Origin of the sequence: Pseudomonas sp. BN607 (assembly GCF_029871175.1) — a bacterium.
Taxonomy (GTDB): domain Bacteria; phylum Pseudomonadota; class Gammaproteobacteria; order Pseudomonadales; family Pseudomonadaceae; genus Aquipseudomonas.
In genome coordinates this window covers 358626-385622 of sequence record NZ_SSOE01000066.1, presented here as the reverse complement: position 1 = coordinate 385622, position 26997 = coordinate 358626, and the positions used below count along the sequence as shown (strand labels likewise).

Below are 26997 nucleotides of genomic sequence, written 5' to 3'. Positions count from 1 at the left end.
CAACAAGCCCCGCTGATCAACGGCGATCAACCCAGGGGCACACCGTGATGAATACAGGCAAAGGCGCCTGGAGCTTCGGCTCCAGGCGCTTTTTTTTTGATCGAGGATCGGCTTATGAAGGCAACAGCGAGCAGCGGGCAACGAGAGCGACTGGTCATCGTCGGCAACGGCATGGTCGGCCACCATTGCGTCGAACAACTGGTCAGCCGCGGCGCCCTGCAGCGTTTCGAAGTGAGGGTGTTCGGCGAAGAACGCCAACGCGCCTACGACCGCGTGCACCTGTCCGAATACTTCGGCGGCAGCTGTGCCGAAACCCTGGCCCTGTGCGAACACGATTTCTACACCACCAGCGGTGTGCACCTGCACCTCGGTGAGGCGGTGCTGGAAATCGATCGCGAACGCTGTGAGGTGGTCACTGCCGAAGGCCGCTATGGCTACGACCAGCTGGTGCTGGCCACCGGCTCCTACCCCTTCGTGCCGCCGATCGAAGGCTCCAGCGGTAACGCCCGCCTGGTCTACCGCACGCTGGACGACCTCGATGGCATTCGGGCGGCAGCAGCCAGTGCCCGTCGTGGCGTGGTGGTCGGCGGTGGCCTGCTTGGCCTGGAAGCGGCCAACGCCCTCAAGTCATTGGGCCTGGAGGCCCACGTGGTGGAGTTTGCCCCACGGCTGATGCCGGTGCAGCTGGACGCCGAGGGCGGTGCTGCGCTCAAGGCGCAGATCGAAGCGTTGGGTGTGGGGGTGCACCTGTCACGCGCTACCCAGTCGATCAGCGAAGGCGAGGCCTACCGTTACCGCATGAACTTCGACGGCGGCGAGCACCTGGAAACCGACCTGATCGTATTCTCTGCCGGTATCCGCCCGCAGGACGCCCTGGGCCGTGCCTGCGGCCTCGATATCGCCACACGCGGTGGCGTGGTGATCGATAACCACTGCCGCAGCAGCGACCCGCGCATCTTTGCCATCGGCGAGTGCGCTTCGTGGAACGGCAGCGTGTTCGGCCTGGTCGCGCCAGGCTACAGCATGGCGCGCAATCTGGCGGCCTTGCTGATGGGCGAGGCGGCAGTGGCCTTCACCGGTGCAGACATGTCGACCAAGCTCAAGCTGCTGGGCGTGGATGTTGGCTCGATCGGCGATGCCCATGGTGCCACGCCGGGTTCGCGCAGCTACCGCTTCATCGACGAAGCCAACAGTGCCTACCGCCGGCTGGTGGTGGATGCCAGCGGCAAGCACGTGCTCGGCGCGGTGCTGGTCGGAGACAACAGCTATTACGACGCCCTGCTGCAGTACGCCCAGAACGGCATCGCCCTGCCGGCCGACCCGGCAGCGCTGATCCTGCCGCAAGGCAGCGGCGCGCCGGCCTTGGGTGCTGATGCGCTGCCCGACAGCGCGACCATCTGCTCCTGCCACAACGTCAGCAAGGGCGCGGTATGCGCCGCAATTGACAACGGCTGCAGCGACCTGGCCGCCGTCAAAGGTTGCACCAAGGCCGCGACCGGTTGTGGCGGTTGCGCGGCCCTGCTCAAGCAGGTTTTCGAGCACGAACTGAGCGTCCGCGGTGTGGCAGTGGACAAGAGCCTGTGCGAGCACTTCGCCTACACCCGTCAGGAGCTGTACGGGCTGGTGCGGGTAGAAGGCATCCGCACGTTCAGCGAGCTGCTCGAACGTCATGGCAAAGGCCACACAGGGTGTGACATCTGCAAGCCGGCGGTGGGCAATATCCTCGCCTCATGCTGGAACCAGCCGATCATGGACCCGGCGCTGGTACCGCTGCAGGACACCAACGACACCTTCATGGCCAACATGCAGAAAAACGGTACCTACTCGGTGGTGCCACGCATCCCGGGTGGTGAAATCACCCCGGACAAGCTCATCGTCATCGGCCAGGTCGCCAAGAAATACGACCTGTACACCAAGATCACCGGCGGCCAGCGCATCGACCTGTTCGGTGCCCAGTTGCACGAGCTGCCGCTGATCTGGGGCGAACTGATCGAGGCCGGCTTCGAAACCGGCCATGCCTACGGCAAGTCGACCCGTACGGTGAAATCGTGCGTGGGCAGCACCTGGTGCCGTTACGGCGTACAAGACAGCGTCGCCATGGCCCTGCGCCTGGAAGATCGCTACAAGGGCCTGCGCAGCCCGCACAAGCTCAAGTTCGCGGTGTCTGGGTGCACCCGCGAGTGTGCCGAGGCGCAAAGCAAGGACATTGGCGTCATCGCTACCGACAAGGGTTGGAACCTGTACGTGTGCGGTAACGGCGGCATGCGCCCGCGGCATGCCGAACTGTTCGCCACCGACCTTGACGACGAAACGCTGGTACGCCTGATCGACCGCGTCCTGATGTTCTACATCCGTACGGCCGACAAGTTGCAGCGCACCTCGGTGTGGCGCGAGAACCTTGAAGGCGGCCTGGACTACCTGAAGCAGGTCGTGATCGACGACAGCCTGGGGCTGGCCAGCGAGCTGGAAAGCCAGATGCAGCATGTGGTCGACCAGTATGAATGCGAATGGGCCAACGCCCTCAACGACCCCGAGAAGCTCAAGCGCTTCCGTACCTTTGTCAACGATCGCCGCGCTGACCCGGACGTGCACTTCGTGCGTGAACGCGAACAACGCCGGCCAGCGGCGCCGCTGCACCTGATCCCAACTGTCGAGGAGGCTGTCTGATGAACCTGGCCAATGCTGCTGTGAACACTCAAGAAAACTGGCAGGCGGTATGCCAGGCGCACGACCTGGTGGCCGACTCCGGGGTGGTGGTGTGGCTCGACGGCGCCCAGGTGGCGCTGTTCTACCTGCCTGGTCAGGCTCAGCCGCTGTATGCGGTGGACAACCGCGACCCACGCTCCGGCGCCAACATCATCGGTCGCGGGCTGGTGGGCAGCGTGCAAGGTGAGTTGGTGGTGGCAGCGCCGCTCTACAAGCAGCACTTCAGCCTGCTGAGTGGGGAGTGCCTGGAGGATGCCGGGCAGAGGTTGCGGGTGTGGCCGGTGCGGTTGAAGGGGGAGGCCGTGGAGCTGGCTGTGGCCTGATAACCATTTGCCGCCTGCCCCCCACTACGCGGGCATGAGCATCTAGCGCGCTCCCACAGGTACCCCGCAGGCTTGAGGCTGATGCAGCACCTGGGGAAACAACTGGCTTGCTCAATTTCTTGAATCTAGCGCAATCCCCTGTGGGAGCGGGCTTGTCCCGCGAACACCGGCGGAGCCGGTGCCATGCACCAAGTTGGATTCTTCGCGGGACAAGCCCGCTCCCACAAGTACCCCGCGGGCTTGAGGCTGATGCAGCACCTGGGGAAACAACAGGCTTGCTCAATTTCTAGAATCTAGCGTGATCCCTGTGGGAGCGGGCTTGTCCCGCGAACACCGGCGGAGCCGGTGCCATACACCGTGTTGGATGCTTCGCGGGGGCAAGCCCGCGAACAGGTCGGCACCAGCCGGCTAGATCACCAAGCCCTGCGGCGTGCGCCCGGCAAATACATCCACCAGGCTGGCCACCACCATCTCGCCCATGCGCGTGCGGGTCTGCACCGTGGCGCTGGCTCGATGCGGCTGCAGCACCACATCCTCACGCTCGAACAATGCCTCGGGCGCGCGGGGTTCGTCGGCAAACACATCCAGCGCCGCGCCAGCGATCTCCCCAGCCTGCAGGGCCGCGATCAATGCCGGCTCATCCACCAGCTTGCCGCGTGCGATGTTGATCAAGTATCCCTCTGCACCTAACGCCCGCAGCACTTGGCGATCGATCAGCGCCTCGCCCTTGTCGGCCGCCGCCGCCAGGATCAGTGCATCACTGTCCTTGGCCAGCTGCAGCAGGTCTGCCTCAAAGCCGTAAGGCACGTCCAGCGCTTGCAGGTCGGTGTAGCGAATCGGGCACCCGAACGCTGCCGCCCGCTGCGCGACTGCGCGGCCGACGCGCCCCATGCCGACGATGCCCACGCGCATGCCCGACACCTGCCGGGCCAGTGGCAACGGTGCCAGCGGCGTGGCACTGGTGGCCCAATGGCCGGCGCGAACGAAGCGGTCACCGGTGCAGATACCCCGGCACAAGCCGATCAGCAGGCCAATCGCAAGATCGGCGACGTCCTCGGTGAGGGCACCGATGGTTGCCGTCACCTGGATGCCACGATCGCGAGCATAGGCCAGGTCTACCGCGTCGGTACCGACACCATTGACCGCGATCACTTCAAGGTGGGGCAAGCGTGCCATCAGCGCCTGGCTGATACCGGTGTGGCCGCCGGTGATCACGCCGCGAATAGTGCCGGCATGCTGGCTGACGTAGGCCTCCTTGTCGGCCTGTTCGTAGTAGCGGTGTACGGTGAACAGCTGTTCCAGGCGCTCACGGATCTGCGGGATCAGGATAGGGCTCAGTTGCAGGACTTCGGGTTTCATCGGTCACTCCATCATAAACAGGGATCAGCCACGGCCAACGAACGGCATGTTGCTGGCCATCACGGTCATGTTCAGTACGTTGGCGTCCAGCGGCAGCGCTGCGATGTAGCGCACCGCATCGGCCACATGGCGCACGTCCAGCATCGGCTCGGCTGCGATCTCGCCATTGGCCTGGCGTACCCCCCGGGTCATGCGCTCGGACAACTCGGTCAGGGCGTTACCGATGTCCACCTGGCTACACACGATGTTGTACGGCCGGCCATCCAGCGCCAGCGCCTTGGTCAGGCCAAGCACCGCATGCTTGCTGGCCGTGTAGGGGGCAGTGAACGGGCGTGGGGTGTGCGCCGAGATCGAGCCGTTGTTGATGATTCGCCCACCTTGCGGTTGCTGGCGGCGCATCAGGCCGAAGGCAGCGCGGGCGCACAGGAACACCCCGTCGACGTTGGTGGCGATGACGTTGCGCCAGTTCTCCAGCGGCAGCTCGTCCACCGGCACGGCGGGCGCGTTGATGCCGGCATTGTTGAAGATCACATCGAGCCGGCCGTGCACTTCTTCGATGGTGGCGAACAGCTGCGCGACGCTCTGTTCGTCGCGTACATCGGTGGGCACGGCCAGCGCCTCACCGCCTGCTGCCAGCGCCTGTGCAACCACGGCTTGCAGGGGTTCGGCGCGGCGCCCGGCGAGCACCAGGCTGAAGCCGTCATCCAGCAGGGCGAGGGCGACGGCGCGGCCGATGCCGCTACCGGCACCGGTGACCAGGGCGATTTTCTTGTTCTGGGTCATGTCGGGTCTCCGTCAGGTTCAGGCTGCGTTGGCTGTTTGCCCGGCAGGGCGGGGGCCGACACGCAGATGCAGTTCGCCGATACCGTCGATGCCGGCGTGTATCGTGTCCCCCGGGTTCAGCGGGGCCACGCCGGGCGGGCTGCCGGTCATGATCAGGTCGCCCGGGCGCAGCGGCAGCTGGCGTGACAGCCGGCTGATCACTTCGGCCAATGCCCAGGTCTGCTGGCTCAGGTGAGCACGCTGGCGCTCCTCGCCATTGACTTGCAGCCACAGCGACGCATCCAGTGGCCAGGCGCATTCGCTGGCGGGGACGATGGCAGTCATCGGTGCCGAGGCCTCGAATACCTTGGCACCTTCCCAGGGCAGGCCCTCGGCCTTGGCCTTGCGCTGGTGGTCGCGGCGGGTCAGGTCCAGGCCGGCGGCGAAGCCGAACACGTGCTCCAGGGCCTGTCCCGGGGCAATGTCGGCACCGCCCTTGGCAATGGCCGCGACCAGCTCGATTTCATGGCAGAACTCCTCGGTCTGCGGCGGGAAGGGCAGCTCGCCCGATGCCTCGACGACGTTGCTCGCCGGCTTCATGAAAAACACCGGCTCCTGCGGCGCCGCGCCGTAGGATTCCGGCCACGGGTAGTTGCGGCCGAGGCAGAACACCCGGCCGACGGGGAAGCGCGCATCGCTGCCGCGGATCGGCAGGCTGACGATGGCCGGCGGGTTGAACAGGTAGGTCATGGGTGGATCCTCCGTACTGGAGTGGCCAGCGTATCCAGCGGCTGGCCGGCAAAGTTGGACGAAAGCGGGGTTGGGTTGGATTATCCAAGTAACCTGTACCGGCCCAATCGCCAGCACAGGCAGTGCAATCTCAAGCAGTTGTTTTCAGCTCGATGCGATACAGCTTCCCAAGCAGCAGCGAGTAAGACAGCGTGCCCATCAACGCCACGCCGCCGATGAACCAGAACGCCATGGCGAACGAGCCACTGGCGTGCACGATGGCGCCGATCACGATCGGTGTGACGATGCCGCCGATGTTCGCCGCCAGGCTGGTGATGCCGCCGGTCAGGCCGATCAGCTCCTTTGGCGCCACTTCCGACACGGCAGCCCACGACGACGAGGCGATGCCCTGGGCGAAGAACGCCAGGGTCAGCACGGCGATGCACAGCACATTGGAGTCGGTGAAGTTCACCAGCACGATCGACATCCCCAGCATCGAGCCCACCACCAGCGGCAGCTTGCGGGCAAACGACAGCGAGTAGCCCTTGCGGATCAGCAGGTCGGAGACAATGCCCGCCAGGAGGATGCCGACCGTGGCACCAATGAACGGCATGACCGCGAAGATGCCGACCTTGATCAGCGTCAGCTGGCGTTCTTCGATCAGGTAGGTGGGGAACCAGGTAAGGAAGAAGTACAGTGCCGAGGTGCTGGCGAACTTGCCCAGGCAGATCGCCCAGACCTGGCGATAGCGGAACAGTTCGGCAACCTGCCGCCAGTCGAAGCGGGTACGTTGCTGGCTGCTCTTCACCAGGCCACCGCCGTTCTCGATGTAGGCCAGTTCCTCCTTGCTGACCTTCTTGCAGTTCAGCGGGTCGCGGTACAGCACCAGCCACACGACGCCGAACAGGATGCCCACCATGCCGGTGCTGTAGAACACGTGGCGCCAGTCATAGGTGGTCGCCAGCCACAGCAGCGCGCCGGTGAACAGCGCGGTGCCCAGGTACTGGCCACATACGTAGATGCTGCTGGCCATCCCGCGCTCGCGGGCGGGGAACCACACCGTGACCGCACGGCTGTTGGCCGGGAAAGCCGGGGCCTCCATGGCGCCGACCGCCAGGCGCAGGCCGAACAGTGAGGCGAAGCCGCTGGCCAGGCCCTGGGCCACGGTGACTGCCGACCAGCTGATCAGCGACACGCCGTAGGTCAGGCGCGAGCCGAAACGGTCGGCGATGAAGCCGGCCGGCACCAGTGCCAATGCGTAGGTCCAGGCGAAGGCGGAGAAGATCAGGCCCATCTCGACCTTGTCCAGGCCCAGGTCCTTGGCCATGAACGGCGCTGCGATGGAAATGTTCACCCGGTCGACGTAGTTGATGATGGTCGCCACCAGCAGCAGCGACAGCATGAACCAGCGGCGGCGGGAGGGCAGGCGCTGGGCAGGGGCCGCGTCCAGCGCGTACGACGACGCGGCGCGGGGGGTAGGCGTGCTCGACATGAGTCGACCTCGTTTGTTGTTGTTGGTAGAGGTTGGGCTGCAGTCCCGTTCCTACAGTGGTCGTATGACGTATTGAATGCAACGGCGGTTTTAGACCGTTTTTTTCGCTGGAGGCGGGGGAGGGCTGTGCTGTCCAAGAAAATCAGAAGGTGGGGTTTTGCGCGTATTTTCAGCTGTATGTCGCATTCTCAGCGGGTTGTGGGCGTTTAGGGTTGCGCGAGTTTTTGCAGACAGGTTTAATTTGATGACTTTAGACATCGTACAACTAGTTGTGCCTGCCCTGGTCTTTTCGCGGCCTTGCCCGTGAAGGGGCCAGACAGCGCCATCCTTGAAGACTGGAGCCAACCCAATGCCCCCCAAGCGCGAGGTTCCGACCTACGTCATGCAGCAGCGCAGCGAGCTGATGGATTTCTACATCCGCGACCAGCGCGGGCGCCCCGCCGAGACCGCGCCGCACCGTCACGAGTATTTTCAGATCCAGGTCAATTTAGGCGGCGACACGGTGCAACACATCGGCAGCGTGCAGCGCCCGTTCAGGCGCAACACCCTGGCTTTCATCCTGCCGCACCGGGTGCACGTGATCCCACATCCGGCGGACAGCGACTTCGTGGTGATCAATTTCTCCCAGACGTTCCTCCTGCCGCACCTGGCCTGCGACCCGATGGACCTGGAGGAAGTGTCGATCCTGCAGGCGCCGGAGCTGTCACCGTTCCGCTTTCAAGAGCATCTCGACTTTTGCCTGGGTGACGCCGACTTTGCCGAGGCGCGGCAAATCCTCGATCGCTTGCGTGAACTGGATGCCAACCGCCGCTTTGGCACCCGCGAAATGCTCAAGGGCCTGTTGCTGCAGCTGATCGGCCAGGTCTGCGGCCTGTACGCCGAGCCGCTGCGCGAACTGGCCGACAGCAACGCTGCCCAGCTCAGCCGCCGTGCCGCGCTGGGCCGCATGAGCGAATACCTGCGCCGGCATATCGACGACCCCGACCTGAACCTGCAAAAGGTCGCCGCCGCCACCTACCTGTCGCCCACCTACCTGACCCACTGGCTGCGCAAGGAAATCGGCAAGACCTTCAGCGAGCTGGTGCTGGAGCGGCGCATGCACACCGCGCGCAACTACCTGCTCAATGGCAGCCGCCCGGTGGGCGAGGTGGCGCGGCTCTGTGGCTTTGCTGATGAAGCCTACTTTTCCCGGCGCTTCCGGCAGATCCATGGCCTGCCGCCCGGGCAATTTCGCCGCCAGCAGCGCGACCCGGATACGCCGCAGGTAGCGATGCGTTAAGCTTGCTGCCATGAACCTCGACACCCGCATCAAGTACCGTCACCTGCTGTGCTTCCTGGAGATTGCCCGGCAGGGCAGCCTGGCCAGGGCGGCCGATATCCTGTCGATCAGCCAGCCGGCGATTTCCAAGACCCTCAAGGAGCTTGAAGACCTGCTCGAGGCGCGCCTGTTCGAGCGCAGCCGCCAGGGTGTCGAGCTGACCCCGGCCGGCACCCGCTTCATGCGTTATGCCGGGCCCAGCGTGCAGGCGCTGCGTGATGGCGTCAGCAGCCTGCGCGGTGAAGCGCGGGCGCCGTCGCAGGTGCGCATTGGCGTGCTGTCGACGGTCGAGGGGTTGCTGATGCCAGAGGTGCTGTGCCGCCTGCATCAGCGCCACGAGGCGTTGGTGATCAGCGTGGTGACCGGGGTCAGTGCGCAGTTGCTGAGCCAGTTGCACCTGGGTGAACTGGAACTGGTGGTTGGGCGCATGACCGACAGCCCGCAGATCCAGGGGTTGTCGTTCGAGCACCTGTACAGCGAGTCCATGGCCCTGGTCGTGCGCCCCGGCCATCCTTTGCTGGGGAGCGCTCCTGTAGAGCGGCAGCGGGTAGGGCAGTATCCGCTGGTGCTGCCACCGCCCGGCACCACCATTCGCCAGCACGCTGACAGCCTGTTCGTGCAGTGCGGCATCCAGATGCCGGCGCAGCGCCTGGAGACCTTGTCGCTGGCGCTGAGCCGGCGGTACCTGCTGGGCAGCGATGGGCTGTGGGTGGCCCCACGGGATGCGGTGCTGCTCGATTTGCGCCGGGGCGAGTTGGCTGAGCTTGACCTTGGCGTGCGTGAGCCGGGAGGGTCGGTGGGGATTTGCCGCAATGCGGCCTTGCCGTTGAGTTTGCCGGGGCAGTGGGTGGGTGAGGTGCTGCGGGAGGTGGCGGGGGAATATCGGGATGGCCGGTATCCTTGAGGCTTTTGGGCTCACTTTACCTGCTTCAGAACCCGCAGAAATAAAAAGCCACAAACGCCCTGCAAACCCGGCACGAAGGGTCAATACTGGCCATTGGCTGCAAAGCTTCGATGAAGAAGCTTTTAACTACTGAACTTCCTTACGAAAACCCGCTCCTATGCCGGTAGCCATTGGTCATGGCCGCCTGCTAAGCTCGCGGCTTTACCCTGATTGCCCTTATGGCGCATGAACAAGGAAATAGCATGAAACAGCATCGTTTGGCGGCTGCGGTTGCCCTGGTAGGCCTGGTACTGGCTGGCTGTGATCAACAAGCCAGCAGCCCCGAGCTGAAGACTCCGGCACAGAAAGCCTCCTACGGTATCGGCCTGAACATGGGCAAGAGCCTGGCTCAGGAAGGCATGGAAGACCTTGATTCGAAAGCAGTCGCCCTCGGCATCGAAGACGCCGTTGGCAAGAAAGAACAGCGCCTCAAGGACGAAGAGCTGGTAGAAGCCTTCACCGCGCTGCAGAAGCGTGCCGAAGAACGCCTGGCCAAGGCCAGTGAAGAAGCCGCTTCGGCTGGCAAGAAGTTCCTCGAAGAAAACGCCAAAAAGCCAGGCGTGGTCACCACCGCCTCGGGCCTGCAGTACGAAGTGGTCAAGAAGGCCGACGGCCCGCAGCCCAAGCCGACCGACGTAGTCACTGTTCACTACGAAGGCAAGCTGATCGATGGCAAGGTATTCGACAGCTCGGTCGAGCGCGGCAGCCCGATCGACCTGCCGGTCAGCGGCGTCATCCCGGGTTGGGTCGAAGGCCTGCAACTGATGCACGTTGGCGAGAAGTACAAGCTGTTCATCCCGGCTGAACTGGCCTACGGCGCGCAAAGCCCAAGCCCGCTGATCCCGGCCAACTCGGTACTGGTGTTCGACCTGGAACTGATCGCCATCAAGGACCCGGCCCAGCTGCAGGGCGGCGAGCCGGAAGCCGCGGCCCCGGCCGAAGCACCTGCTGAAGCCCCAGCTGAAGCACCTGCCAAGTAACTGGCTGATTGTTGAAAGCGCCCCGTCCTGACGGGGCGTTTTCGTTTGGGCGATTGGACGAACCTGCAAGTGCTGGTACTGTCCCAGCAAAGGCAATGTGAAGAAGCAGGACGCTGCTGACGCAAATCGTTTGCGCTGCAGGTAGCTGCCGCGTGAAACGACTGTGTAAAAAACGCCCGATCTGACCGGGGCCCTTGCCCGGCAGGCACCCCGGGTCAGAATCTTCGCCCTGTTCACAAGGTTATCCACAATAAATGTGGATAACCTTTTCCCTCTCGGAGGCTCCATGAGCGCACCCTGGAATTTCGCCCGTTTCCTGCCGCTGGCCGAGCGCCTGCTCAGTCGCGGCCGATTGCCGGCATTGCTGTTCGCCGTGGCGCGCAAAGGCCCGCGCCTTGGCCAATTGCGTGAAGACGTGAAGCTGTTGCAGTCCCTGTGCCTGGCCTGGTGGCGTGGCGAATACCGCGCCATCAGCCCTAAGGCGCTGGTCACCATCGTCGCTGGCCTGCTGTATTTCGTCAGCCCCATCGATGCCATCCCCGACTGGTTGCTGGGTGTGGGTTTCCTCGATGACATCGCGGTGCTGGGCTGGGTGTTGAAGACCGTGGCCGACGAACTGGCGCGCTTCAAGGCCTGGCGCGACAGCCAGGCGCCCGAGCGACTGCGGGTGGTCGAGCGCCTGCCCGATACCCCGGAAGCGCTGCGGCTCGAACGCAATACCCCGTAAAACCGAGCACAACTGCAGCGCAACTGCACAGACCCCAGAGTTGGTAATATAATTGGCATAAGGGTTATGCCTACGGATTACATGCTGTAATCCTTTTTAAAGGGGTTTGTAATGGGTATTCAGGTCATCAGCCGGGACGGTCAACCCGAGTACGCCGTTGTTCCCTGGGAACAGTATCAAGCGCTGCTCAAGGCAGCCGGCCAGGCACCCGCCGAGGCGGTTGCCAGCGAGCCGGCTGCGACTGCCGCAGCGCCGTTGCCGGCGTTCAGTGAGGTTGGCCAAATTCGCCAGGCCAAGGGCATCGCACCCGAGCAACTGGCGCGCAATGTCGGGGTAAGCCCGGCGTATCTGGCCATGATCGAATCGGGCGAACGCCAGCCCGATGCGGCTATCCGCCGTGCCTTGGCCTGGCACCTTGGGGTGGCTGGCTGGAGCGAGCCATCATGAGCCAGGTCAGGATCAGCCGTCAGCATTGGGATAACCTGCTGGGCGAGCTTGACCTGGCCCGTCGTCAACGTCACCTGCTGACCTACCGAGCGCTGATCGAGCGCTTGCAACTGCCCAGCCCGGCCATGCAGACACTGACTGCCGCGCTGGAATACCTGGCGGTGCTGGATGCCCGTGCCGAGCAGCCCCTGCGCAGCTCGCTGGTGATCAGCCAGGGCGCTAGCCGTTTGCCGCGCACCGGCTTTTTCGAATGCGTGGAGCGCCTGGGGCGTTTTTCTGGTCCGGTGGATGGCATGGAGGCGGCGTCGTGGCATGCCTCAGAGGTGGTGCGGGTGTTCGAGTACAGCTACCCCGAAACGGCCTGACTCCTAGCCTGTCACGGCGCTGTTGCCGGCAGGCCAGCCCCGTGCCGTAACGGCGGAATCCTGCTGGCCGGCGATAGGGCCATGACCGGCAGCGCATCCCTGTGAATCAGCCCACAAGCCCTGCCATCAGCGTCAACAACCTCCAATGCATCCAGGTGCTGATGGCGGCCAAACAACTCCAGCAACTGCCCGATCGTGGCATTGAGGCGCACCGTCGGCTGCTCGGCCGGCGGTATGTTCATCAGCATGGGCAATGGCCGGCTCTCACGCACCCCCAGCTCCTGTGGCCGCCCCAGCAGGTACCCCTGCACCAGGTCCACGCCCATCTCTTTCAGCACCACCAGCTCTTCGACCAACTCGATGCCTTCGGCAATCACTCGGGCCTTCGACGCCCGGGCAATCTGCAAGATCGAACCCACGAACTCGCGCTTGAGCGGGTCGCGGTGAATGCCATCGATGAAGTGCCGGTCGATCTTCACGTATTCGGGGCGAAGTTCCGACCATAGGCGCAGGCTGGAATAACCCGCGCCCAGGTCGTCGATGGCAATCGAGAAACCCATGTCGCGATAATGGTGCAGGGCGTTGGATAACAGCTGGAAGTCGTCGGTCGGGGTGTGCTCGGTCAGTTCGATCACCACCCGGCTGGGCGGCAAGCCGACCTGTTCGAGCAGTTTGAGGGTGAGGCCGGACGGGTAGTGGGGTTCCAGCAGCGACTCCGGAGAGATGTTGAGAAACAACTTGCCCTGCAGCTGTTGCTCGCTGAAGCGGCGGCAGGCGCTTTCTCGGCAGGCGGCCTCCAGCTCGGTCAGGCGGCCCGCCTGTCGAGCGATGGTGAACAGGTTCAGCGGCGCATGCAGGGGGCTGTTGGACGGACCACGGCTCAACGCCTCATGGCCGAACACCCGTTGTTCGCTCAGGCACATGATCGGCTGAAACAGGCTGTGAATACTGGGTTGAGCCAGGATGGCACCCAAGGCATCGAGCTGTTCGGCAACGGTCATGACGTATTCCTGAAAATGAAAGGGCCGGGCATCTGCATGCCCGGCCCCCGTATTTCACGACAGCGCGATGACTGTTTGATGACAGGTCACATTAATCTGCCATCATCGCACTTGGTGCCTTACTTCTTGGCCACCTTGGTGCTGGCGCTGAGGTAGTCGATCAGGATGCGACCGGTTTCCGACAGGTAGGCGTCGTCTTCCGGCTTGGTGTTTTCATCCTCGGTCGGCAACGCGTCTTCGTCTTCCTTCTTCAACTCCTTGAGCGGCTCTTCACCCTTGGCCTTGCGGCGGATGTTTTCCAGCGCCAGTTGCTTGGCCTCGATGTCGTCGTGGCGCGCGCGGCGGTCCTGCTCGTTGAGGCTGACAGTCTTCTCGTCCATCAGCTTTTTGGTCAGGGCCAGGCGGTCGCGGATGTAGGTGAACTCGGCATCCTTGTCGCTACGTGCCTCATGCTGCGCCCTCAGCTGGGCCAGGAACGGCTTGAACGGGTCGGCTGCCGGCTTGACCACCGGGCGGATGGTGTCCCATGGCATGGCTTCTGGCAGTGCGCTCTCGCCGATTTCCTTGGTGTCGATGATCGACGGGTAGTCGATGTCCGGCAGCACGCCCTGGTGCTGGGTGCTCTGCCCGGAAACCCGGTAGAACTTGGCCAGGGTCAGCTTCAGTTCGCCATGGTTGAGCGGCTGGATGGTCTGCACGGTGCCTTTGCCGAAGGTCTGACCACCGATGATCAGCGCGCGGTGGTAGTCCTGCATGGCGCCGGCAAAGATCTCCGACGCCGAGGCGGACAGGCGGTTGACCAGCAGCGCCAGCGGGCCTTTGTAGAAGGCGCCTGGGTTTTCGTCTTCAAGCACGTCGACACGGCCGTCGCTGTTTCGCACCAGTACGGTCGGGCCTTTCTCGATGAACAGGCTGGTCAGTTCGGTGGCTTCCTGCAGCGAGCCACCGCCGTTGTTGCGCAGGTCGATGACCACGCCGTCGACTTTCTCTTTTTGCAGTTCGGTGAGCAGCTTCTTCACGTCACGCGTGGTGCTCTTGTACTCCGGGTCACCGGCGCGGTAGGCCTTGAAGTCGAGGTAGAAGGCCGGGATCTCGATGATGCCCAGTTTGTAGTCACGCCCGTCCTGCTTGAGCTTGAGCACCGACTTTTTCGCCGCTTGCTCTTCGAGCTTCACTGCTTCACGGGTGATCGAGACGATCTTGCTGGTCTGGTCGCTTGGCGCATTGCTGGCCGGGATGATTTCCAGGCGCACCACCGAGCCTTTCGGGCCGCGGATCAGCTTGACCACTTCGTCCAGGCGCCAGCCGACCACGTCGACCATTTCCTTGTTGCCCTGGGCCACACCGATGATCTTGTCGGCCGGAGCCACCTGCTTGGTCTTGGCTGCCGGGCCTGCCGGCACCAGGCGCACGATCTTGACCTGGTCGTTGTCGCTTTGCAGCACGGCGCCGATACCTTCCAGCGACAGGCTCATGTTGATGTCGAAGTTTTCCGCGTTGTCCGGCGACAGGTAGTTGGTGTGCGGGTCGTAGGACTGGGCAAACGTGTTGATGTAGGCCTGGAAGATATCCTCGGCACGGGTCTGGTCCAGGCGCGCCAGTTGGTTCTTGTAGCGCTTGGTCAGGGTTTCCTGGATCTGCTTGGGTTCCTTGCCGGCGATCTTCTGGCGCAGCACTTCGTCCTTGACGCGTTTGCGCCACAGGTCGTCGAGCTCGGCCTGATTCTTCAGCCACGGAGCATCCTTGCGGTCGATCAGCAAGGTTTCCTTGGTGTTGAAGTCGATCTTGTCCACGCCCTTGTTCAGCTCGGCCAGGGCAAAGTCCAGGCGCTGCTTGACGCGGTCGAGGTAGCGTTTGTAGATGGTGAAGCCCGGGTCAAGGTTGCCGCTCTTGAGAAAATCGTCGAATTGCGTTTTCCACTTGTCGAATTCGGCAATGTCGGCCGCGGTGAAGTAGCTGCGCGCCGGGTCCAGCAGCTTGATGTAGCTGTCGTAGATGATGACCGAACGGGCGTCGTCCAGCGGCGGCTTGCTGTAGTGGTGGCGCTTGAGCAGTTCCACCACGTTGAGGCTGGCGACGATCTCGTCGCGGTCCGGCTGCAGGCTGTCCCACTTGTTGGCGGCCGCCGCATTGCCGCCGAGCGTGAGGCTGCCCAGGCCAACCATCAGGGCCAGCGCGGTGCTTGGAAGGAAATGCTTCATGCTGATTCGACGTGGGGGCATTTGATCACGCATAGTAGGCCGTCTATTCCGTTCGCCGGTTCCAGGGGAGCCGGGCGCATACTGCAAAAAGCCTGGGCACAACGATCCCAGGCTCGGTCATATGATTCAACTATGGAGGCACTGTGAAGGCATTGCAAGGCGTTGACGGACATGTGGCCTGGGTCGAGGCGGAACGCCCGGCCTGTGACGCGGGCCAAGTGCGCATTCGCGTGGCTGCAGCCGGGCTGAACCGCGCCGATCTGCTGCAGATGAAAGGTTTGTACCCACCACCGCCAGGCGCCAGCCCTTACATGGGCCTGGAGTGTGCCGGGGTGATCGCAGAGGTGGGGGCTGGTGCCGACTGGCGCGTGGGCGACCGCGTGTGCGCGCTGCTGGCCAGCGGCGCCATGGCCGAGGAAGTGGTGGTCGATGCCCGCCATGTGTTGCCGGTGCCGGAGGGCCTGAGCCTGCATGAAGCGGCAGGGTTGCCGGAAGTGTATGCCACCGCCTGGCTGAACATCTTCCAGCTGGGTGCGGTGAAGGCGGGTGAGAAAGTGTTGGTACACGCGGGTGCCAGTGGCGTGGGCTCGGCTGCCATCCAGCTGTGCAAGGCCTTTGGCAGCCCGGTGTGGGTCAGCGTCGGTTCGCAGGACCGGCTGGCCTACTGCGAAGCACTGGGTGCAGCGGGCGGCGTGGTACGTAACGAAAACCTCGAAGCACTGGAAGGGTTCGGCCCGTTCGATGTGATTCTCGACCCGGTAGGGGCCAGCTACGGTGAACTCAACCTCAGGCTGCTGGCGCGTGATGGGCGCTGGGTGATCATCGGCCTGATGGGCGGGCGCAAGTTCGAACTGGACCTGGCGCAGGTGCTGGGCAAGCGCCTGGAAATCACCGGCTCCACCCTGCGTAACCGCGATGACGGCTTCAAGGCCGAGCTGCTCCGCGAGTTGCAGCAGCAGGTGTGGCCGCTGTTTGCCGAAGGGCGCCTGTCGCCGCAGCTGGTTGATACCTACCCGGTGGAGTTTGCCCAGGCAGCGTATGCTGAGCTAGAGACCAACCAGGTGTCGGGCAAGCTGGTTATGGTCATAGACCCAAGCCTGGTGTAAGCAGGCCTGGCCCTTTCGCGGCTTTGCCCGCGAAAGGGCCACACAAATCTTCAGCTCCAGCTGAGAATCGGCCAGCCGTTGGTCTCGGCATGCTCACGCAACACCGCATCGGGGTTCACCACGTGCGGGTGATCCACCTTCAATAGCAACGGCAAGTCGTTGCGCGAGTCGGAATAGAAACTGGCCCCCTCCAGGTTCTCCTGCTCCTGGTCCAGCCATTCCAGCAAGCGGGTGAACTTGCCTTCGCGGTAGGTCAACACCCCACGGGTCTTGCCGGTGTACACCCCATTCACCGCCTCCAGCTCGATCGCCAGGTACTCATCTACCCCCAGCCGCGCTGCAATCGGCCCGACCAGGTGCGTGCCAGAAGCAGAAATGATCAGGATACGGTCGCCGCGCTTGCGGTGCTTGGCGATGTAACGGCAGGCGTCACCGTAGATGATCGGCTCGATCACCTCTTCAACCCACGGTTCGACCAGGTGCTCGACCTCTTCAAGGGTGCGCCCGGCGATAGGCTCCAGGCTGAAGGCCATGTACTCCTCCATCCGCAGGTGACCCTTGCCGTAAGCCTCCATCAGTTCGTGGTCGCGGCGCAGGAACTCCTTGCCATCGACCCAGCCCAGCCGGGCCATCTGCTCGCTCCACAGCGACGCGCAGTCGCCGTGGATCAGGGTTTCGTCCAGATCGAAAATTGCCAGTGCCATCGTGATGAATCTCCTTAAGCCACTTCGCGTAGCGCCGTGGGGTCGATCGACAAGCTTACCCGCTGCCCGTCAGCATGCAGGTCGGCCGGCGAGCGGTTGAGCACGTCGACCACCAGTTCCACGCCGCGCACCTGCACCCGGTAGCGGATCACGTTGCCCAGCAGGCTATGGCTGCGTACCTCGGCGTGCAGTTCGCCGTCGAGGCCCAGGCTGATCGACTCCGGGCGGATCGCCAGGCGGCTGGCCACCGGGCGTTGCAGCAGGCGGCTGGCGCTGTCGGCGTCGAGCAGGTTGTAGTTGCCGATGAAGCCGGCGGCAAACAGGTCCACCGGCGCGGTGTAGAGGGTTTCGGCATCGCCGCTCTGGACAATGCGCCCCTGGTTCATCAGGAAGATGCGGTCGGACATGGTCAGTGCCTCTTCCTGGTCGTGGGTGACGAAGATGGTGGTCAGCCCCAAGTCGCGCTGGATGGCGCGAATCTGCTCGCGCAGGTGCTTGCGAATGCGCGCATCCAGCGCCGACAGCGGCTCGTCGAGCAGCAACAGGCGCGGGCGAGTGACCAGCGAGCGGGCCAGGGCCACGCGCTGGCACTGGCCGCCTGACAACTGGTGCGGGTAGCGCCCGGCAAACTTGCCCAGCTCCACCAGCTCCAGTGCCTCGCGCACCCGCAGCTGGCTTTCGTCGGCCTTGACCTTCTGCATGCGCAGGCCGAAGGCGACGTTCTGCTCCACGGTCATGTTAGGGAACAGCGCGTAGCTCTGGAACACCATGCCGATGCCACGCTTTTGCGGGCTCAGCGGCACGATGTCGTGGCCGTCCAGCAGGATCTGCCCGCTGTCCACCGGGGTCAGCCCGGCAATGCAGCGCAGCAGGGTGGACTTGCCGCAGCCCGAGGGGCCGAGCAGGGTCACGAACTCGCCGCGGTCGATGTGGCAGTCGATGCTCTCGAACACCGGGCTGCCGGCATAGCTCTTGTGCAGTTTCTGTACGCTGACGAAGCTCATGTCAGGTCTTGTCCTTGTTCAGGCGGTTGGCGACCCAGGTCAGTACCAGCACGAAGGCGAAGTAAGAGATCACCAGTGCGCTGTTGAAGTGGCCGCTGCTGTTGCGCATGTTGTTCAGGTACACCTGCAGGGTCTCGTAGCGGGTGCCGACCAGCAGGTTGGCGAACACGAACTCGCCGAACAGGAACGAGAACGACAGCAGCAGTGCCACCATCAGGCCCTTGCGCAGGTTTGGCAGCACCACCAGCAATGCGGCCTGCCAGGTGCTGGCGCCGAGCAGCTGGGCGGCGTCCATCAGGTCGCGCAGGTTGATGGCCTGCAGGTTGTTGGTAATGGCCCGGTACATGAACGGCAGGGCAATGGTGAAGTAGCAGCCGATCAGGATCCACGGCGTGCCGACCATGGCCATCGGCCCGCTCCCATACAGCTGCAGCAGACCCACCGACGAAACCACCGGCGGTACCGCGAACGGCAACAGGATGAGGATGTTCATCAGCGCGTCGAGCCTGGGGAAGTGGTAGTGGACCACGAACAGCAGCGGCAGGATCAGCACCACCGACAGCAGCAGCGCGCCCACGCACACCAGCAGCGACTGGCCGAAGGCGGCGAGGAAGCGTGGCTCGCTCCACAGTGCGATGTACCACTTGAAGGTCAGGCCGCTGGGCAGCAGGCTGGCTGACCAGCTGGTGGCCAGCGAGTAGAGCAGGGTGCCGGCCAGAGGTAGCAGCAGGATCAGGAACAGCAGGTAGACCACGGCGCGGTGGTACCAGCCGCCGGAACGGGTGTCAGCGCGCATGGTAGCTCCGTTTCAGTAGCCATTGGTGCACCACCGTGACCAGCGTCATCAGCCCGACCAGTACCATCGCCAGGGCGCTGGCCAGGTTGGGGTCGAGGCTGATGTCACCGGCCACCAGGCCAGCGATGCGGATCGGCAGTACGTTGAAGTTGCCGGTGGTCAACGCGTACACGGTGGCGTAGGCGCCCAGGGCGTTGGCCAGCAGGATGACGAAGGTGCCAAGCAGGGCCGGGGTCAGCACTGGCAGGCCGATGTGCCGCCAGAATTGCCAGTGGTTGGCGCCCAGCAGCGCGGCCGATTCGCGCCAGTCTTCACGCAGGGCGTCGAACGCCGGGTACAGCAGCAACACGCCCAACGGGATCTGGAAGTAGGTGTACACCAGAATCAGGCCGCTCTTGGAATAGATGCTGAAGTCTTCCAGCAGGCCGACCTGCTTCAGCAGCAGGGTCAGCGCGCCGTTGAAACCGAGCAGGATGATGAAGGCGAAGGCCAGCGGCACCCCGGCAAAGTTGCTGGTCATGTTGGCGAAGGCGCTGACGAAATCGCGCAGTCTGGAATCCACCTGACGCAGCGAATAGGCACCGAGGGTGGCGATGATGATGCCGAACAGGCTCGACCAGAAGCTGATCTCCAGGCTGCGTTGCAGCGCCTGCAGGTAAAACTTCGAGGCGAACACCTTGCTGAAGTTGGCCACGCCCCAACCGGCATCCGATTGCAGGCTGTTGATCGCCACCCAGCCCAGTGGCGCGACCTGGAAGATGACGAAGAACACGGCGAACGGCAGCAGGCAGAGCAGGGCCAGGTAGCGGCCACGGTTCACTTGAGCAACTCCCGGCACACCGTCTTGTCGTGGGCAGCGCCCAGCAGTTCGCAGATGGTCCCGCACAGCTCGGTCTGCAGTGGCTTGGCTGCCGGGTCGAGGCTGAAGGCGTCGCCAAACACGAACAACGGCACTTCACGTTCTTCAGCCAGCAGGCCGTTGTGCGAGCGGTCGTTGTTCATGCCATGGTCGGCGGTCACCAGTACCTGGTAGCCCTCCTCGAGCCAACCCGGCAGGTAGTCAGCCAGCAGGATATCGACGCTGCGCGCGGCGTTGCGGTACTGGCTGCTGTCCAGGCCATGGTGATGGCCGACGTCGTCGATGCTCATCGGGTGTACCAGCAGGAAGTTCGGTGCATGGCGGCGGCGCAGGTATTCGCCGTCGGCCAGCAGGTGCGAATCGGGGTAACGGTCGTCCCAGTAAAACAGCCCGTGCTGGATCGGCAGCTTGGGCGCGTGGGTATGGCGGTCGCGCTGCGGGTCGAAGGGCGAGCGGTTGTACAGTTCGCTCATCCAGTGATAGGCCGCCGCTGCAGTGCCCAGGTTGGCCTCGCGCGCGTAGTGGAAGACGCTGCGCTGGTTGGACAGGCGGTTGACGTTGTTGTGCACGATGCCACTGTCGATGGGGGGTACGCCGGTGAGGATGCACTCGTACAGCGGCCGCGACAGCGATGGCAGTTCGCATTCCACGCGGTACAGCGCGGCGCGGTCGGCCTCGACGTAGGCGTGCAGGTGGCCCATGGCGTGGTGGGCGACCTGGTAGTTGAGGCCGTCGAGCAAGACCAGGATGACGTTGTGTTGCATGGTGGCTCCAGTCATAAACCGCGTTGGCTTCTTCGCGGGTGAACCCGCTCCCACACGTACTGCACAAGGCTCAAGACCTGTGCTGTCCCTGTGGGAGCGGGTTTACCCCGCGAAAGGGCCCGTCCAGGCACTAGACAAGCTGGCCTGTTACTCCATCTCGATGATCACCTGCTCCTGCCACATCTGCGGCAGTTTCTTCGAAGTGGCTTCCCAGGCTTCGGCATTCTTGATCGGCTGGGCTGCACCGTACTGTTCGTTAGGCAGCAACTTGGCCTGCACATCCGCCGGCAGCTTCAGGTGCTCGGCACGGATTGGCCGAGCATGCCCCTTGGCCAGGTTGATCTGCCCGGCATCGCTGAAGATGTATTCCCGGGTCAGCTTGGCCGCGTTGGGGTGCTTGGCGTACTTGTTGATGACCGTGGTATAGCCGGAGATCACCGAACCATCGGAGGGGATCAGCACTTCAAAGCGCTTGGGGTCGATCTGTTCACGGTAGCTCAGGCCGTTGAAGTCCCAGACCACGCCGACTTCCACTTCACCTTTTTCCAAGGTCTGGATGGTCGGGTTGGCCAGCGACAGGCGCTTCTGCTGGGCCAGCTTGGTGAACAGCTGCAGGCCTGGTGCTACGTTGGTTTCATCACCTTTGTAGGCAATGGCCGCAGCCAGCACGCCGTTGGCAGCCTGGGCGGCGGTACCGACGTCACCGATGGCAACCTTGTACTTGCCTTTTTCCAGGTCATGCCAGGTTTTCGGCCGTTCTTCTTCCTTGACCAGGTCCTTGTTGATGATGAAGGCGATGGTGCCGGTATAGGCCAGCGCCCAGTGGCCATCCTTGTCCTTGGCCCACTCCGGCACCTGGTCCCACGTGCTTGGCTTGTACGGCTGGCTCACGCCCTTGGTCACCGCGATCGGGCCGAAGGCGGCACCCACATCGCCAATGTCGGCGCTGGCGTTGTCCTTCTCTGCCTCGAACTTGGCCAGCTCCTGGGCCGAGGTCATGTCGGTGTCGCTGTGCTTGAGGCCATATTTGCTGGCAAGGTCTTCCCATGTGCCTTTCCAGTTGGCCCAGGCATCAGGCATGCCCACGCTGTTGACGGTACCTTCCTTGCGGGCGGCGTCTTCCAAAGCCTTGAGATCAGGGCCGGCGGCCTTGGCCGAGGTGCACAAGGTGATGGCCGAGCCGAGCAGTGACGCCATGAACAACTTTTTCATCCGAAGCTCCTTGGTATGGGTGCCTTTAGCGATCGTTGTTTTGAGTGAAGCGGTTGTCTGGTGACCGTTGGTCTAGGTCAGCAAAGCTTGAGCCAAGGTAGGCCGCTTGCGTGACAATTTGATGTAGGGCTACACCTGAAACGGCCCTGAGACTACAGCGTAGACCACCTGACTGGCCCGGTTCTGCTGGGCTGGCGCGTTTTTGGCAGTGCTTGCTGCTGGCCTTTGTCACAGGATGTTCATCAGCCCTGCCTAGGCTGCACTAATCTTCACAGGCCCCTTCGTGGGGCTGGACTAGTCCAGATAGGTAACCTTTTGATGCAGTCGACGCCACCGCGTGCGGTAACAGCCATCTGCCATGCCTTGCAGGAGCAGATCGAGCACGGCCTGCTGGCGCCGGGCGGCAAGCTGCCGGCCGAGCGCCGGCTCAGCGAGGTGTTCGATACCACCCGCATTACCCTGCGCGAGGCGCTGGTGCAGTTGGAAGCCCAAGGCTTGATCTACCGCGAAGAACGCCGCGGTTGGTTTGTTGCACCGCAGCGGCTGACCTACGACCTGATCCAGCGCAGCCACTTCCATGCCATGGTGCGTGAACAGGGGCGAGTGGCCAGCACCGAGCTGTTGTCGGCGCGGCTGCAGCCAGCCTCGGCGGCCATCTGTGCGCGCCTGCAGTTGCCGGCGTTGTCGAGTGTGGTGCAGATCTGCCGGTTACGCCGTATCGATGGGCGAGCGGTGCTGTACGCCGAGCATTACCTCAACCCCCGGTATTTTCCGGATATTCTCGAACAGGACCTGGCGCAGTCGCTGACCGAGATCTATGGGCGGGTGTACGGCATCCGCTATGGGCAGGTGTGCTTCGAGATTTTGCCCACGGCATTGCCGGTGGCGGCAGCCAGTGCACTCAAAGTGTCGGCGGGCAGCCCGGGGTTGCACATCACCCGGGTCAACAGTGACCAGCATGGGCACCTGATCGACTGTGACCTGGAGTTTTGGCGGCATGATGCAATCCGCATCCGCGCCCAGGTGGGCTAGCGCGACGGTTGCTTCCCAGGGGTTGCCCGCGACAGGGCCCTAACTGGATGAACCGGTTTCTGCCATCCCGCCACCCCCGGCGGTCACCACCTGCACCGACAGCCGCGGCGTCGCCAGGTCCAGCCCAGCCTCGTCCAGCTGCCGCTTCAGCGCCAGGTTGAATGCCCGCGACACTTCCCATTGCTTGATCGGCGCTGTCTTGAACCGCGCCCGCAAGATCGCCGACCCTGACTCGAAACTTTCCACCCCCTGCAACTCCAGCGGCGACCAGATATTGCGGCGCATCAGCGGGTCGTTGCGCAGTTTCTGCCCCACCTCGCGAATCAGCGTGATGGCCTGGTCGATGTTCATGCTGTGCGGGATCGCGACGCGGAAGATCGCGTAGCCGAACTCGCGCGAGTAGTTCTTGATGCTCTTGATCTCGCTGAATGGGATGGTATGCACGATGCCGTCGATATCGCGCAGGCGCACGGTGCGAATGGTCAGCCCCTCCACCGTGCCAAGGTGGCCGCCCACATCCACATAGTCGTCTATGGCCAGCGAGTCCTCGATGATGATGAACAGCCCGGTGATCAGGTCGGCCACCAGCGACTGTGCGCCAAAACCGATGGCCAGGCCGATCACGCCGGCACCGGCCAGCAGCGGGGTGACGTTCATGCCCATGTTGGCCAGGGCGACGATTACCGCAATGATGAAAATGACCACGAACATCACGTTGCGGATCAACGGCATCATGGTTTGCGCGCGGGCATTGGCCAAGCCCCGGCGCGAGCGCACCAGGGCATGGTGCACGGCGGTGTCGGCGAGGATCCACACCAGCCAGGCGACGATCAGCGTCCCGGCCAGGCCCAGCAGGCGCACGCTGATGTCGTGGCCGTCGCCTTCGGCGAAGCTGATCATCGACAGGCCCCATACGCGCAAGCCTAGCTCGATGAACAGCAGCCAGATGAGCAGGTGCACCAGCAGGTAGCCGAAGTTGCGCAGGCGCTCGGCGTACACCGCCTGGCGTTTGCTGGCGCGCTTGGGGTTGGCTGCGTGGCGGCGTACCAGGCCGTTGAGCACCATGCACACCACCACCAGCACGGTGCACATCAGCGACTGGCGCAGCGCGGTGCTGGTGTCGCCGGCAGACACGAAGGTGGCGAACAGCGAGATCGCCACCAGGATCAGCGCCGGGATGAACCAGAAGCTGCCGAGAATCTCGATGGTGTCGCTGAGCGTGCGCCGCGTCAGGCGCCGCGACAACGGCTGGTTGCGGATCAGGTGGGCGATCGGACGGCGGAAGCGCAGGATGAACAACCCGGTGCACAGCGCGGCGATGACGTTGGCCAGGGTCGCGAGGGCGTGGGCAAGGTGGGTGCCGAGAGCCACCAGCATGCGCGGGTCGCTCATCGCCTCGCCAAATGCGGCGAAGCTGCCGATCAGCCACAGCGGGCGGAACGCCTGGTGGCGCAGGATGTGCAGGGCGCGATGGCGGTGCGGGCCATCGAGCAACGAGAAGGCGATGACACAGATGGCCGAGAAGCAGGTGCCGACCACCAGGGCGTAGGCCAGCACCATGGCCAGTGATTTACCCAGCGACGGTGGCAGTACGAAGCTCAGGTACACGGTGAACACCAGCGCTACCAGCCACGGGCCCAGCTTGCGCAAGGCAAAGCGCACCAGATCCCAGGTGCGCGGGTGCTGTGGCAATTCTTCGCTCAGGCCGAAGCGCAGGCGTATCCGGTGCCCGACCCAGTTGAAGGCATAGGCCAGCATGCTCCACACGGCAATCACTGCGGCAAAGCCGAACAGGATGGCCGGCCACTGGTGCACCGGTACCATCAGTTCGGTCAGTTCGGTTTGCGCCAGCTCGATTTCCGCGGCCCAGCGGTGGAACGGGCTGGCGTCGCCGCTGAACTGTTTCTCGAAGTCATGCAGGGCGCCGCCGATCAGGCCGAGCACGCCCTGTTCGACACTGGGTTGTGACTGTTTGGTGGCGTCGCGCAGCTTTTTCAGGTCCGCCAGCAGCTTGGCCCGTTGCTGGTCGTTTTCGAGGTTCTTGATCACCTCGTCCAGCGACTTGCCCAGCGGCTCGGTGGCCTCTGGTTGTGCGGGCGCACTACCGCCCAGCAGGCTCGGCAGGCCGGCCGCCTGGGTCGGTGGGATGAACAGCAACAGCAGCAGGAACAGGTAACGCAGGAGGGCAGGCACTGGCAAATCTACCTCAGGTCAAACGATTGACCGAGTGTAGAGGTTTACGTCGGCAGTTTCTCGAGGATCTTCCAGCAGGTGAGGCCAAAAATGCCCAAGGTGCCGATCCACATCATCAGTACCCCAATATTGCGTTCGCGCATGCTGAAGCCAATGGTCAGCAGCAACAGGAACAGGAACACCGGCACGAACAGCGACAGAAACGGGGACATGGACAGCAATCCTTTTGCAGTGGGGCCATGTAATAAGCATAGCCCTTTGCAAGCGAAGCGGGATTGACCTTGAGCAGGTTTGGCCTCTTCGCGGGCTGGCCCGCGAAGAGGCCGGCCTCGCTACATCAGGGCAGCTCGCGGCTACGGTAGAAGGCGGTCAGCACCTTCACCAGGTGCGCCAGGTCATGGCTGCCGCACAGCTCGCGAATGGAATGCATGGCAAAGGTCGGCAAGCCGATATCCACCGTGCGCACGCCCAGGTGGCTTGCCGTGATCGGCCCGATGGTCGAGCCACAGCCCATGTCGCTGCGCACCACAAAGCTTTGCACCGGCACTTCCTCGGCCATGCACAGGTGGCGGAAGAACCCGGCGGTTTCACTGTTGGTGGCGTAGCGCTGGTTGTTGTTCACCTTGATCACCGGCCCCGCGTTGAGCTTGGGGCCGTGGTTGCCGTCGTGCTTGTCGGCGTAGTTGGGGTGCACCCCGTGGGCATTGTCGGCCGACACCATCAGCGAGCGCTGGATGGTGCGCACGTAGGCGTCGCCGTCTGGCAGCAAGCGCTGCAAGGTCTGCTCCAGCATCGGGCCATCGGCACCGCAGGCCGAGCAGCTGCCGACTTCTTCGTGGTCGTTGCACACCAGCACGCAGGTTTCATGGCTATCGGCGGCCAGCAGCGCTTGCAGGCCGGCATAGCACGACAGCAGGTTGTCCAGGCGGGCGCCGGCGATGAAGTCACCGTTCAGGCCGATCAGGGCGGCACTCTGGGTGTCGTAGAAGCTCAGTTCGTAGTCCAGCACCACGTCGGCGATCAGTTCGTGTTCGCGGGCCAGTTGTTCGGTGAGCAGGGCGCGGAAGTCGACGCGTTCGTCACCAGCCACCTGGGCGAGGATGGGCGGCAATTCGTTCTGCGGATTGATCTGCCAGCCTTCGTTGGCGGTGCGGTTCAAGTGGATCGCCAGGTTGGGGATGATCGCGATCGGCAGCTTGAAGTCGATCAGCTGGCTTTCGACCTTGCCGTCACGGCGGTAGGTGACGCGCCCGGCCAGCGACAGATCGCGGTCGAACCACGGTGCCAGCAGGGCGCCGCCATAGACTTCCACCCCCAGTTGCATGAAGCCATGGCGCTGCAGCTCGGGCTGCGGCTTGACCCGCAGGCACGGGCTGTCGGTGTGCGCGCCGACCATGCGAATACCGTTGAGCAGCGGGTCTTGCTTGCCCAACTGAATGGCGATGATCGAAGAATCGTTACGGGTGACGTAGTAGCGGCCGCCAAGCTCGGTGAGCCAGCTGTCGCGCTCGTCAAGGCGCTGGTAGCCGGCCGCCTCCAGGCGCTGGGCCAGGCTGGCGGTGGCGTGGAAGGGCGTTGGGGAGGCCTTGAGGAAGTCGATAAGGCCAGAATTCAGTGCGTCGCGCATAGCTCACTCCAGACAGCAGTGGCGCGAGTTTAACGCACAATGTCGACAATTTGTGTCGTGGCTATAGCCACTCCCACAGGTATTGCACAGCCCCTGAGAGCAGCGCGGTCCCTGTGGGAGTGGCTTCAGCCGAGAACACCGGCGGAGCCGGTGCCATGCACCATGTTGGATTCTTCGCGGGGCAAGCCCGCTCCCACAGTCCAACCCCGCAGGCTTGAGGCTGATGCAGTACCTGGGGAAACAACTGGCTTGCTCGATTTCTAGAATCTAGCGCGATCCCTGTGGGCTTGAGGCTGATGCAGTACCTGGAGAAACAACTGGCGTGCTCAATTTCTAGAATCTAGCGC

Annotated in this window: 25 protein-coding genes; 10 read left to right on the top strand and 15 right to left on the bottom strand. The window is 63.6% G+C overall.

Annotation, left to right across the window (positions count from 1 at the left end):
* The first annotated feature begins 114 nt into the window (after positions 1 to 114).
* Both nirB and nirD read left to right on the top strand, forming a co-directional pair.
* Positions 115 to 2667, top strand: coding sequence for a nitrite reductase large subunit NirB (gene nirB / locus E8E68_RS24770; protein WP_280345790.1), 2553 nt, complete (start codon positions 115 to 117; stop codon positions 2665 to 2667).
* Positions 2667 to 3029 carry a nitrite reductase small subunit NirD gene (gene nirD, locus E8E68_RS24765; RefSeq protein WP_266031398.1) on the top strand — a complete coding sequence of 121 codons (363 nt, stop codon included), beginning with the start codon at positions 2667 to 2669 and terminating at the stop codon, positions 3027 to 3029. The genes nirB and nirD overlap by 1 nt, the downstream gene beginning before the upstream one ends.
* 408 nt (positions 3030 to 3437) lie before the next feature.
* Here nirD and E8E68_RS24760 read toward each other — a convergent pair whose 3' ends face one another.
* From E8E68_RS24760 to E8E68_RS24745, 4 genes are all read right to left on the bottom strand, one after another.
* Positions 3438 to 4388, bottom strand: coding sequence for a 2-hydroxyacid dehydrogenase (locus E8E68_RS24760; protein WP_266031399.1), 951 nt, complete (start codon positions 4386 to 4388; stop codon positions 3438 to 3440).
* A 24-nt stretch (positions 4389 to 4412) separates the two neighbouring features.
* Positions 4413 to 5171, bottom strand: a complete 759-nt coding sequence (locus tag E8E68_RS24755) for an SDR family oxidoreductase (protein WP_110745603.1) — start codon at positions 5169 to 5171, stop codon at positions 4413 to 4415.
* An 18-nt stretch (positions 5172 to 5189) separates the two neighbouring features.
* A complete protein-coding gene (locus tag E8E68_RS24750; RefSeq protein ID WP_280345786.1) occupies positions 5190 to 5900 on the bottom strand; it encodes a fumarylacetoacetate hydrolase family protein in 711 nt (236 codons plus the stop codon).
* A 130-nt stretch (positions 5901 to 6030) separates the two neighbouring features.
* Positions 6031 to 7371 carry an MFS transporter gene (locus E8E68_RS24745; RefSeq protein ID WP_266031402.1) on the bottom strand — a complete coding sequence of 447 codons (1341 nt, stop codon included), beginning with the start codon at positions 7369 to 7371 and terminating at the stop codon, positions 6031 to 6033.
* 349 nt (positions 7372 to 7720) lie between these two features.
* Between E8E68_RS24745 and E8E68_RS24740 the strand changes: the two genes are divergently transcribed.
* The 6 genes from E8E68_RS24740 (at position 7721) to E8E68_RS24715 (ending at position 12151) form a co-directional block, all read left to right on the top strand.
* Positions 7721 to 8650 (top strand): helix-turn-helix domain-containing protein, encoded by a 930-nt coding sequence (locus E8E68_RS24740; RefSeq protein ID WP_110745600.1) that lies wholly within the window; start codon positions 7721 to 7723, stop codon positions 8648 to 8650.
* A gap of 10 nt (positions 8651 to 8660) precedes the next feature.
* A complete protein-coding gene (gene pcaQ / locus E8E68_RS24735) occupies positions 8661 to 9593 on the top strand; it encodes a pca operon transcription factor PcaQ (protein ID WP_110745599.1) in 933 nt (310 codons plus the stop codon).
* Between the two features lie 242 nt (positions 9594 to 9835).
* Positions 9836 to 10612: an FKBP-type peptidyl-prolyl cis-trans isomerase gene (locus E8E68_RS24730; protein WP_266031404.1), complete on the top strand. Its 777-nt coding sequence runs from the start codon at positions 9836 to 9838 to the stop codon at positions 10610 to 10612.
* A 286-nt stretch (positions 10613 to 10898) separates the two neighbouring features.
* Positions 10899 to 11339: a YkvA family protein gene (locus E8E68_RS24725; protein ID WP_110745597.1), complete on the top strand. Its 441-nt coding sequence runs from the start codon at positions 10899 to 10901 to the stop codon at positions 11337 to 11339.
* Between the two features lie 111 nt (positions 11340 to 11450).
* Positions 11451 to 11786 carry a helix-turn-helix transcriptional regulator gene (locus E8E68_RS24720; RefSeq protein ID WP_266031405.1) on the top strand — a complete coding sequence of 112 codons (336 nt, stop codon included), beginning with the start codon at positions 11451 to 11453 and terminating at the stop codon, positions 11784 to 11786.
* Positions 11783 to 12151 carry a hypothetical protein gene (locus E8E68_RS24715; RefSeq protein ID WP_013971408.1) on the top strand — a complete coding sequence of 123 codons (369 nt, stop codon included), beginning with the start codon at positions 11783 to 11785 and terminating at the stop codon, positions 12149 to 12151. Before E8E68_RS24720 ends, E8E68_RS24715 begins: the two co-directional genes overlap by 4 nt.
* An 11-nt stretch (positions 12152 to 12162) precedes the next feature.
* Here E8E68_RS24715 and E8E68_RS24710 read toward each other — a convergent pair whose 3' ends face one another.
* Both E8E68_RS24710 and E8E68_RS24705 read right to left on the bottom strand, forming a co-directional pair.
* Entirely contained in the window at positions 12163 to 13152 is a 990-nt protein-coding gene (locus tag E8E68_RS24710; protein ID WP_266031406.1) for an EAL domain-containing protein, read from the bottom strand.
* Between the two features lie 119 nt (positions 13153 to 13271).
* The gene (locus E8E68_RS24705; RefSeq protein WP_177410756.1) at positions 13272 to 15353 is read right to left on the bottom strand and encodes a carboxy terminal-processing peptidase; all 2082 of its coding nucleotides are present in this window, start codon (positions 15351 to 15353) and stop codon (positions 13272 to 13274) included.
* Positions 15354 to 15496: 143 nt separating this feature from the next.
* On the opposite strand from E8E68_RS24705, the gene E8E68_RS24700 reads away from it, so the two are divergent.
* A complete protein-coding gene (locus E8E68_RS24700) occupies positions 15497 to 16459 on the top strand; it encodes an NAD(P)H-quinone oxidoreductase (RefSeq protein ID WP_280345778.1) in 963 nt (320 codons plus the stop codon).
* A 50-nt stretch (positions 16460 to 16509) separates the two neighbouring features.
* Here E8E68_RS24700 and E8E68_RS24695 read toward each other — a convergent pair whose 3' ends face one another.
* From E8E68_RS24695 to E8E68_RS24670, 6 genes are all read right to left on the bottom strand, one after another.
* Positions 16510 to 17163 carry an HAD family hydrolase gene (locus E8E68_RS24695; protein ID WP_280345775.1) on the bottom strand — a complete coding sequence of 218 codons (654 nt, stop codon included), beginning with the start codon at positions 17161 to 17163 and terminating at the stop codon, positions 16510 to 16512.
* Between the two features lie 14 nt (positions 17164 to 17177).
* Positions 17178 to 18167, bottom strand: coding sequence for an ABC transporter ATP-binding protein (locus E8E68_RS24690; RefSeq protein WP_280345771.1), 990 nt, complete (start codon positions 18165 to 18167; stop codon positions 17178 to 17180).
* A 1-nt stretch (position 18168) separates the two neighbouring features.
* A complete protein-coding gene (locus tag E8E68_RS24685) occupies positions 18169 to 18963 on the bottom strand; it encodes an ABC transporter permease (RefSeq protein WP_110745590.1) in 795 nt (264 codons plus the stop codon).
* Positions 18953 to 19783, bottom strand: a complete 831-nt coding sequence (locus E8E68_RS24680; protein WP_266031410.1) for an ABC transporter permease subunit — start codon at positions 19781 to 19783, stop codon at positions 18953 to 18955. The genes E8E68_RS24685 and E8E68_RS24680 overlap by 11 nt, the downstream gene beginning before the upstream one ends.
* Positions 19780 to 20586: an alkaline phosphatase family protein gene (locus tag E8E68_RS24675; RefSeq protein ID WP_110745588.1), complete on the bottom strand. Its 807-nt coding sequence runs from the start codon at positions 20584 to 20586 to the stop codon at positions 19780 to 19782. The genes E8E68_RS24680 and E8E68_RS24675 overlap by 4 nt, the downstream gene beginning before the upstream one ends.
* A 147-nt stretch (positions 20587 to 20733) precedes the next feature.
* On the bottom strand, positions 20734 to 21798 hold the full coding sequence (locus E8E68_RS24670; protein ID WP_280345764.1) for an extracellular solute-binding protein: 1065 nt from the start codon (positions 21796 to 21798) through the stop codon (positions 20734 to 20736).
* A 318-nt stretch (positions 21799 to 22116) separates the two neighbouring features.
* On the opposite strand from E8E68_RS24670, the gene E8E68_RS24665 reads away from it, so the two are divergent.
* Positions 22117 to 22830, top strand: coding sequence for a UTRA domain-containing protein (locus tag E8E68_RS24665; RefSeq protein WP_280345762.1), 714 nt, complete (start codon positions 22117 to 22119; stop codon positions 22828 to 22830).
* A 39-nt stretch (positions 22831 to 22869) separates the two neighbouring features.
* Here the strand turns inward: E8E68_RS24665 and E8E68_RS24660 are convergent, their stop codons facing one another.
* From E8E68_RS24660 to E8E68_RS24650, 3 genes are all read right to left on the bottom strand, one after another.
* A complete protein-coding gene (locus E8E68_RS24660; protein WP_110745627.1) occupies positions 22870 to 25023 on the bottom strand; it encodes a mechanosensitive ion channel domain-containing protein in 2154 nt (717 codons plus the stop codon).
* A gap of 44 nt (positions 25024 to 25067) precedes the next feature.
* Positions 25068 to 25235 (bottom strand): hypothetical protein, encoded by a 168-nt coding sequence (locus tag E8E68_RS24655; RefSeq protein WP_012271002.1) that lies wholly within the window; start codon positions 25233 to 25235, stop codon positions 25068 to 25070.
* A gap of 125 nt (positions 25236 to 25360) precedes the next feature.
* Positions 25361 to 26650, bottom strand: coding sequence for a M18 family aminopeptidase (locus E8E68_RS24650; protein ID WP_280345759.1), 1290 nt, complete (start codon positions 26648 to 26650; stop codon positions 25361 to 25363).
* Positions 26651 to 26997 lie beyond the last annotated feature (347 nt).

Bases quoted from the DNA above. Each gene is read 5' to 3' on its own strand.
- E8E68_RS24665 (WP_280345762.1), top strand. From the start codon at position 22,117: ATGCAGTCGACGCCACCGCGTGCGGTAACAGCCATCTGCCATGCCTTG.
- E8E68_RS24685 (WP_110745590.1), bottom strand. From the start codon at position 18,963: ATGCGCGCTGACACCCGTTCCGGCGGCTGGTACCACCGCGCCGTGGTC.
- E8E68_RS24655 (WP_012271002.1), bottom strand. From the start codon at position 25,235: ATGTCCCCGTTTCTGTCGCTGTTCGTGCCGGTGTTCCTGTTCCTGTTG.
- E8E68_RS24730 (WP_266031404.1), top strand. From the start codon at position 9,836: ATGAAACAGCATCGTTTGGCGGCTGCGGTTGCCCTGGTAGGCCTGGTA.
- E8E68_RS24690 (WP_280345771.1), bottom strand. From the start codon at position 18,167: ATGAGCTTCGTCAGCGTACAGAAACTGCACAAGAGCTATGCCGGCAGC.
- E8E68_RS24705 (WP_177410756.1), bottom strand. From the start codon at position 15,353: ATGAAGCATTTCCTTCCAAGCACCGCGCTGGCCCTGATGGTTGGCCTG.
- E8E68_RS24670 (WP_280345764.1), bottom strand. From the start codon at position 21,798: ATGAAAAAGTTGTTCATGGCGTCACTGCTCGGCTCGGCCATCACCTTG.
- nirB (WP_280345790.1), top strand. From the start codon at position 115: ATGAAGGCAACAGCGAGCAGCGGGCAACGAGAGCGACTGGTCATCGTC.
- E8E68_RS24650 (WP_280345759.1), bottom strand. From the start codon at position 26,650: ATGCGCGACGCACTGAATTCTGGCCTTATCGACTTCCTCAAGGCCTCC.
- E8E68_RS24725 (WP_110745597.1), top strand. From the start codon at position 10,899: ATGAGCGCACCCTGGAATTTCGCCCGTTTCCTGCCGCTGGCCGAGCGC.
- E8E68_RS24740 (WP_110745600.1), top strand. From the start codon at position 7,721: ATGCCCCCCAAGCGCGAGGTTCCGACCTACGTCATGCAGCAGCGCAGC.
- E8E68_RS24745 (WP_266031402.1), bottom strand. From the start codon at position 7,371: ATGTCGAGCACGCCTACCCCCCGCGCCGCGTCGTCGTACGCGCTGGAC.
- E8E68_RS24750 (WP_280345786.1), bottom strand. From the start codon at position 5,900: ATGACCTACCTGTTCAACCCGCCGGCCATCGTCAGCCTGCCGATCCGC.
- E8E68_RS24720 (WP_266031405.1), top strand. From the start codon at position 11,451: ATGGGTATTCAGGTCATCAGCCGGGACGGTCAACCCGAGTACGCCGTT.
- E8E68_RS24710 (WP_266031406.1), bottom strand. From the start codon at position 13,152: ATGACCGTTGCCGAACAGCTCGATGCCTTGGGTGCCATCCTGGCTCAA.
- pcaQ (WP_110745599.1), top strand. From the start codon at position 8,661: ATGAACCTCGACACCCGCATCAAGTACCGTCACCTGCTGTGCTTCCTG.
- E8E68_RS24755 (WP_110745603.1), bottom strand. From the start codon at position 5,171: ATGACCCAGAACAAGAAAATCGCCCTGGTCACCGGTGCCGGTAGCGGC.
- E8E68_RS24695 (WP_280345775.1), bottom strand. From the start codon at position 17,163: ATGGCACTGGCAATTTTCGATCTGGACGAAACCCTGATCCACGGCGAC.
- E8E68_RS24715 (WP_013971408.1), top strand. From the start codon at position 11,783: ATGAGCCAGGTCAGGATCAGCCGTCAGCATTGGGATAACCTGCTGGGC.
- nirD (WP_266031398.1), top strand. From the start codon at position 2,667: ATGAACCTGGCCAATGCTGCTGTGAACACTCAAGAAAACTGGCAGGCG.
- E8E68_RS24675 (WP_110745588.1), bottom strand. From the start codon at position 20,586: ATGCAACACAACGTCATCCTGGTCTTGCTCGACGGCCTCAACTACCAG.
- E8E68_RS24760 (WP_266031399.1), bottom strand. From the start codon at position 4,388: ATGAAACCCGAAGTCCTGCAACTGAGCCCTATCCTGATCCCGCAGATC.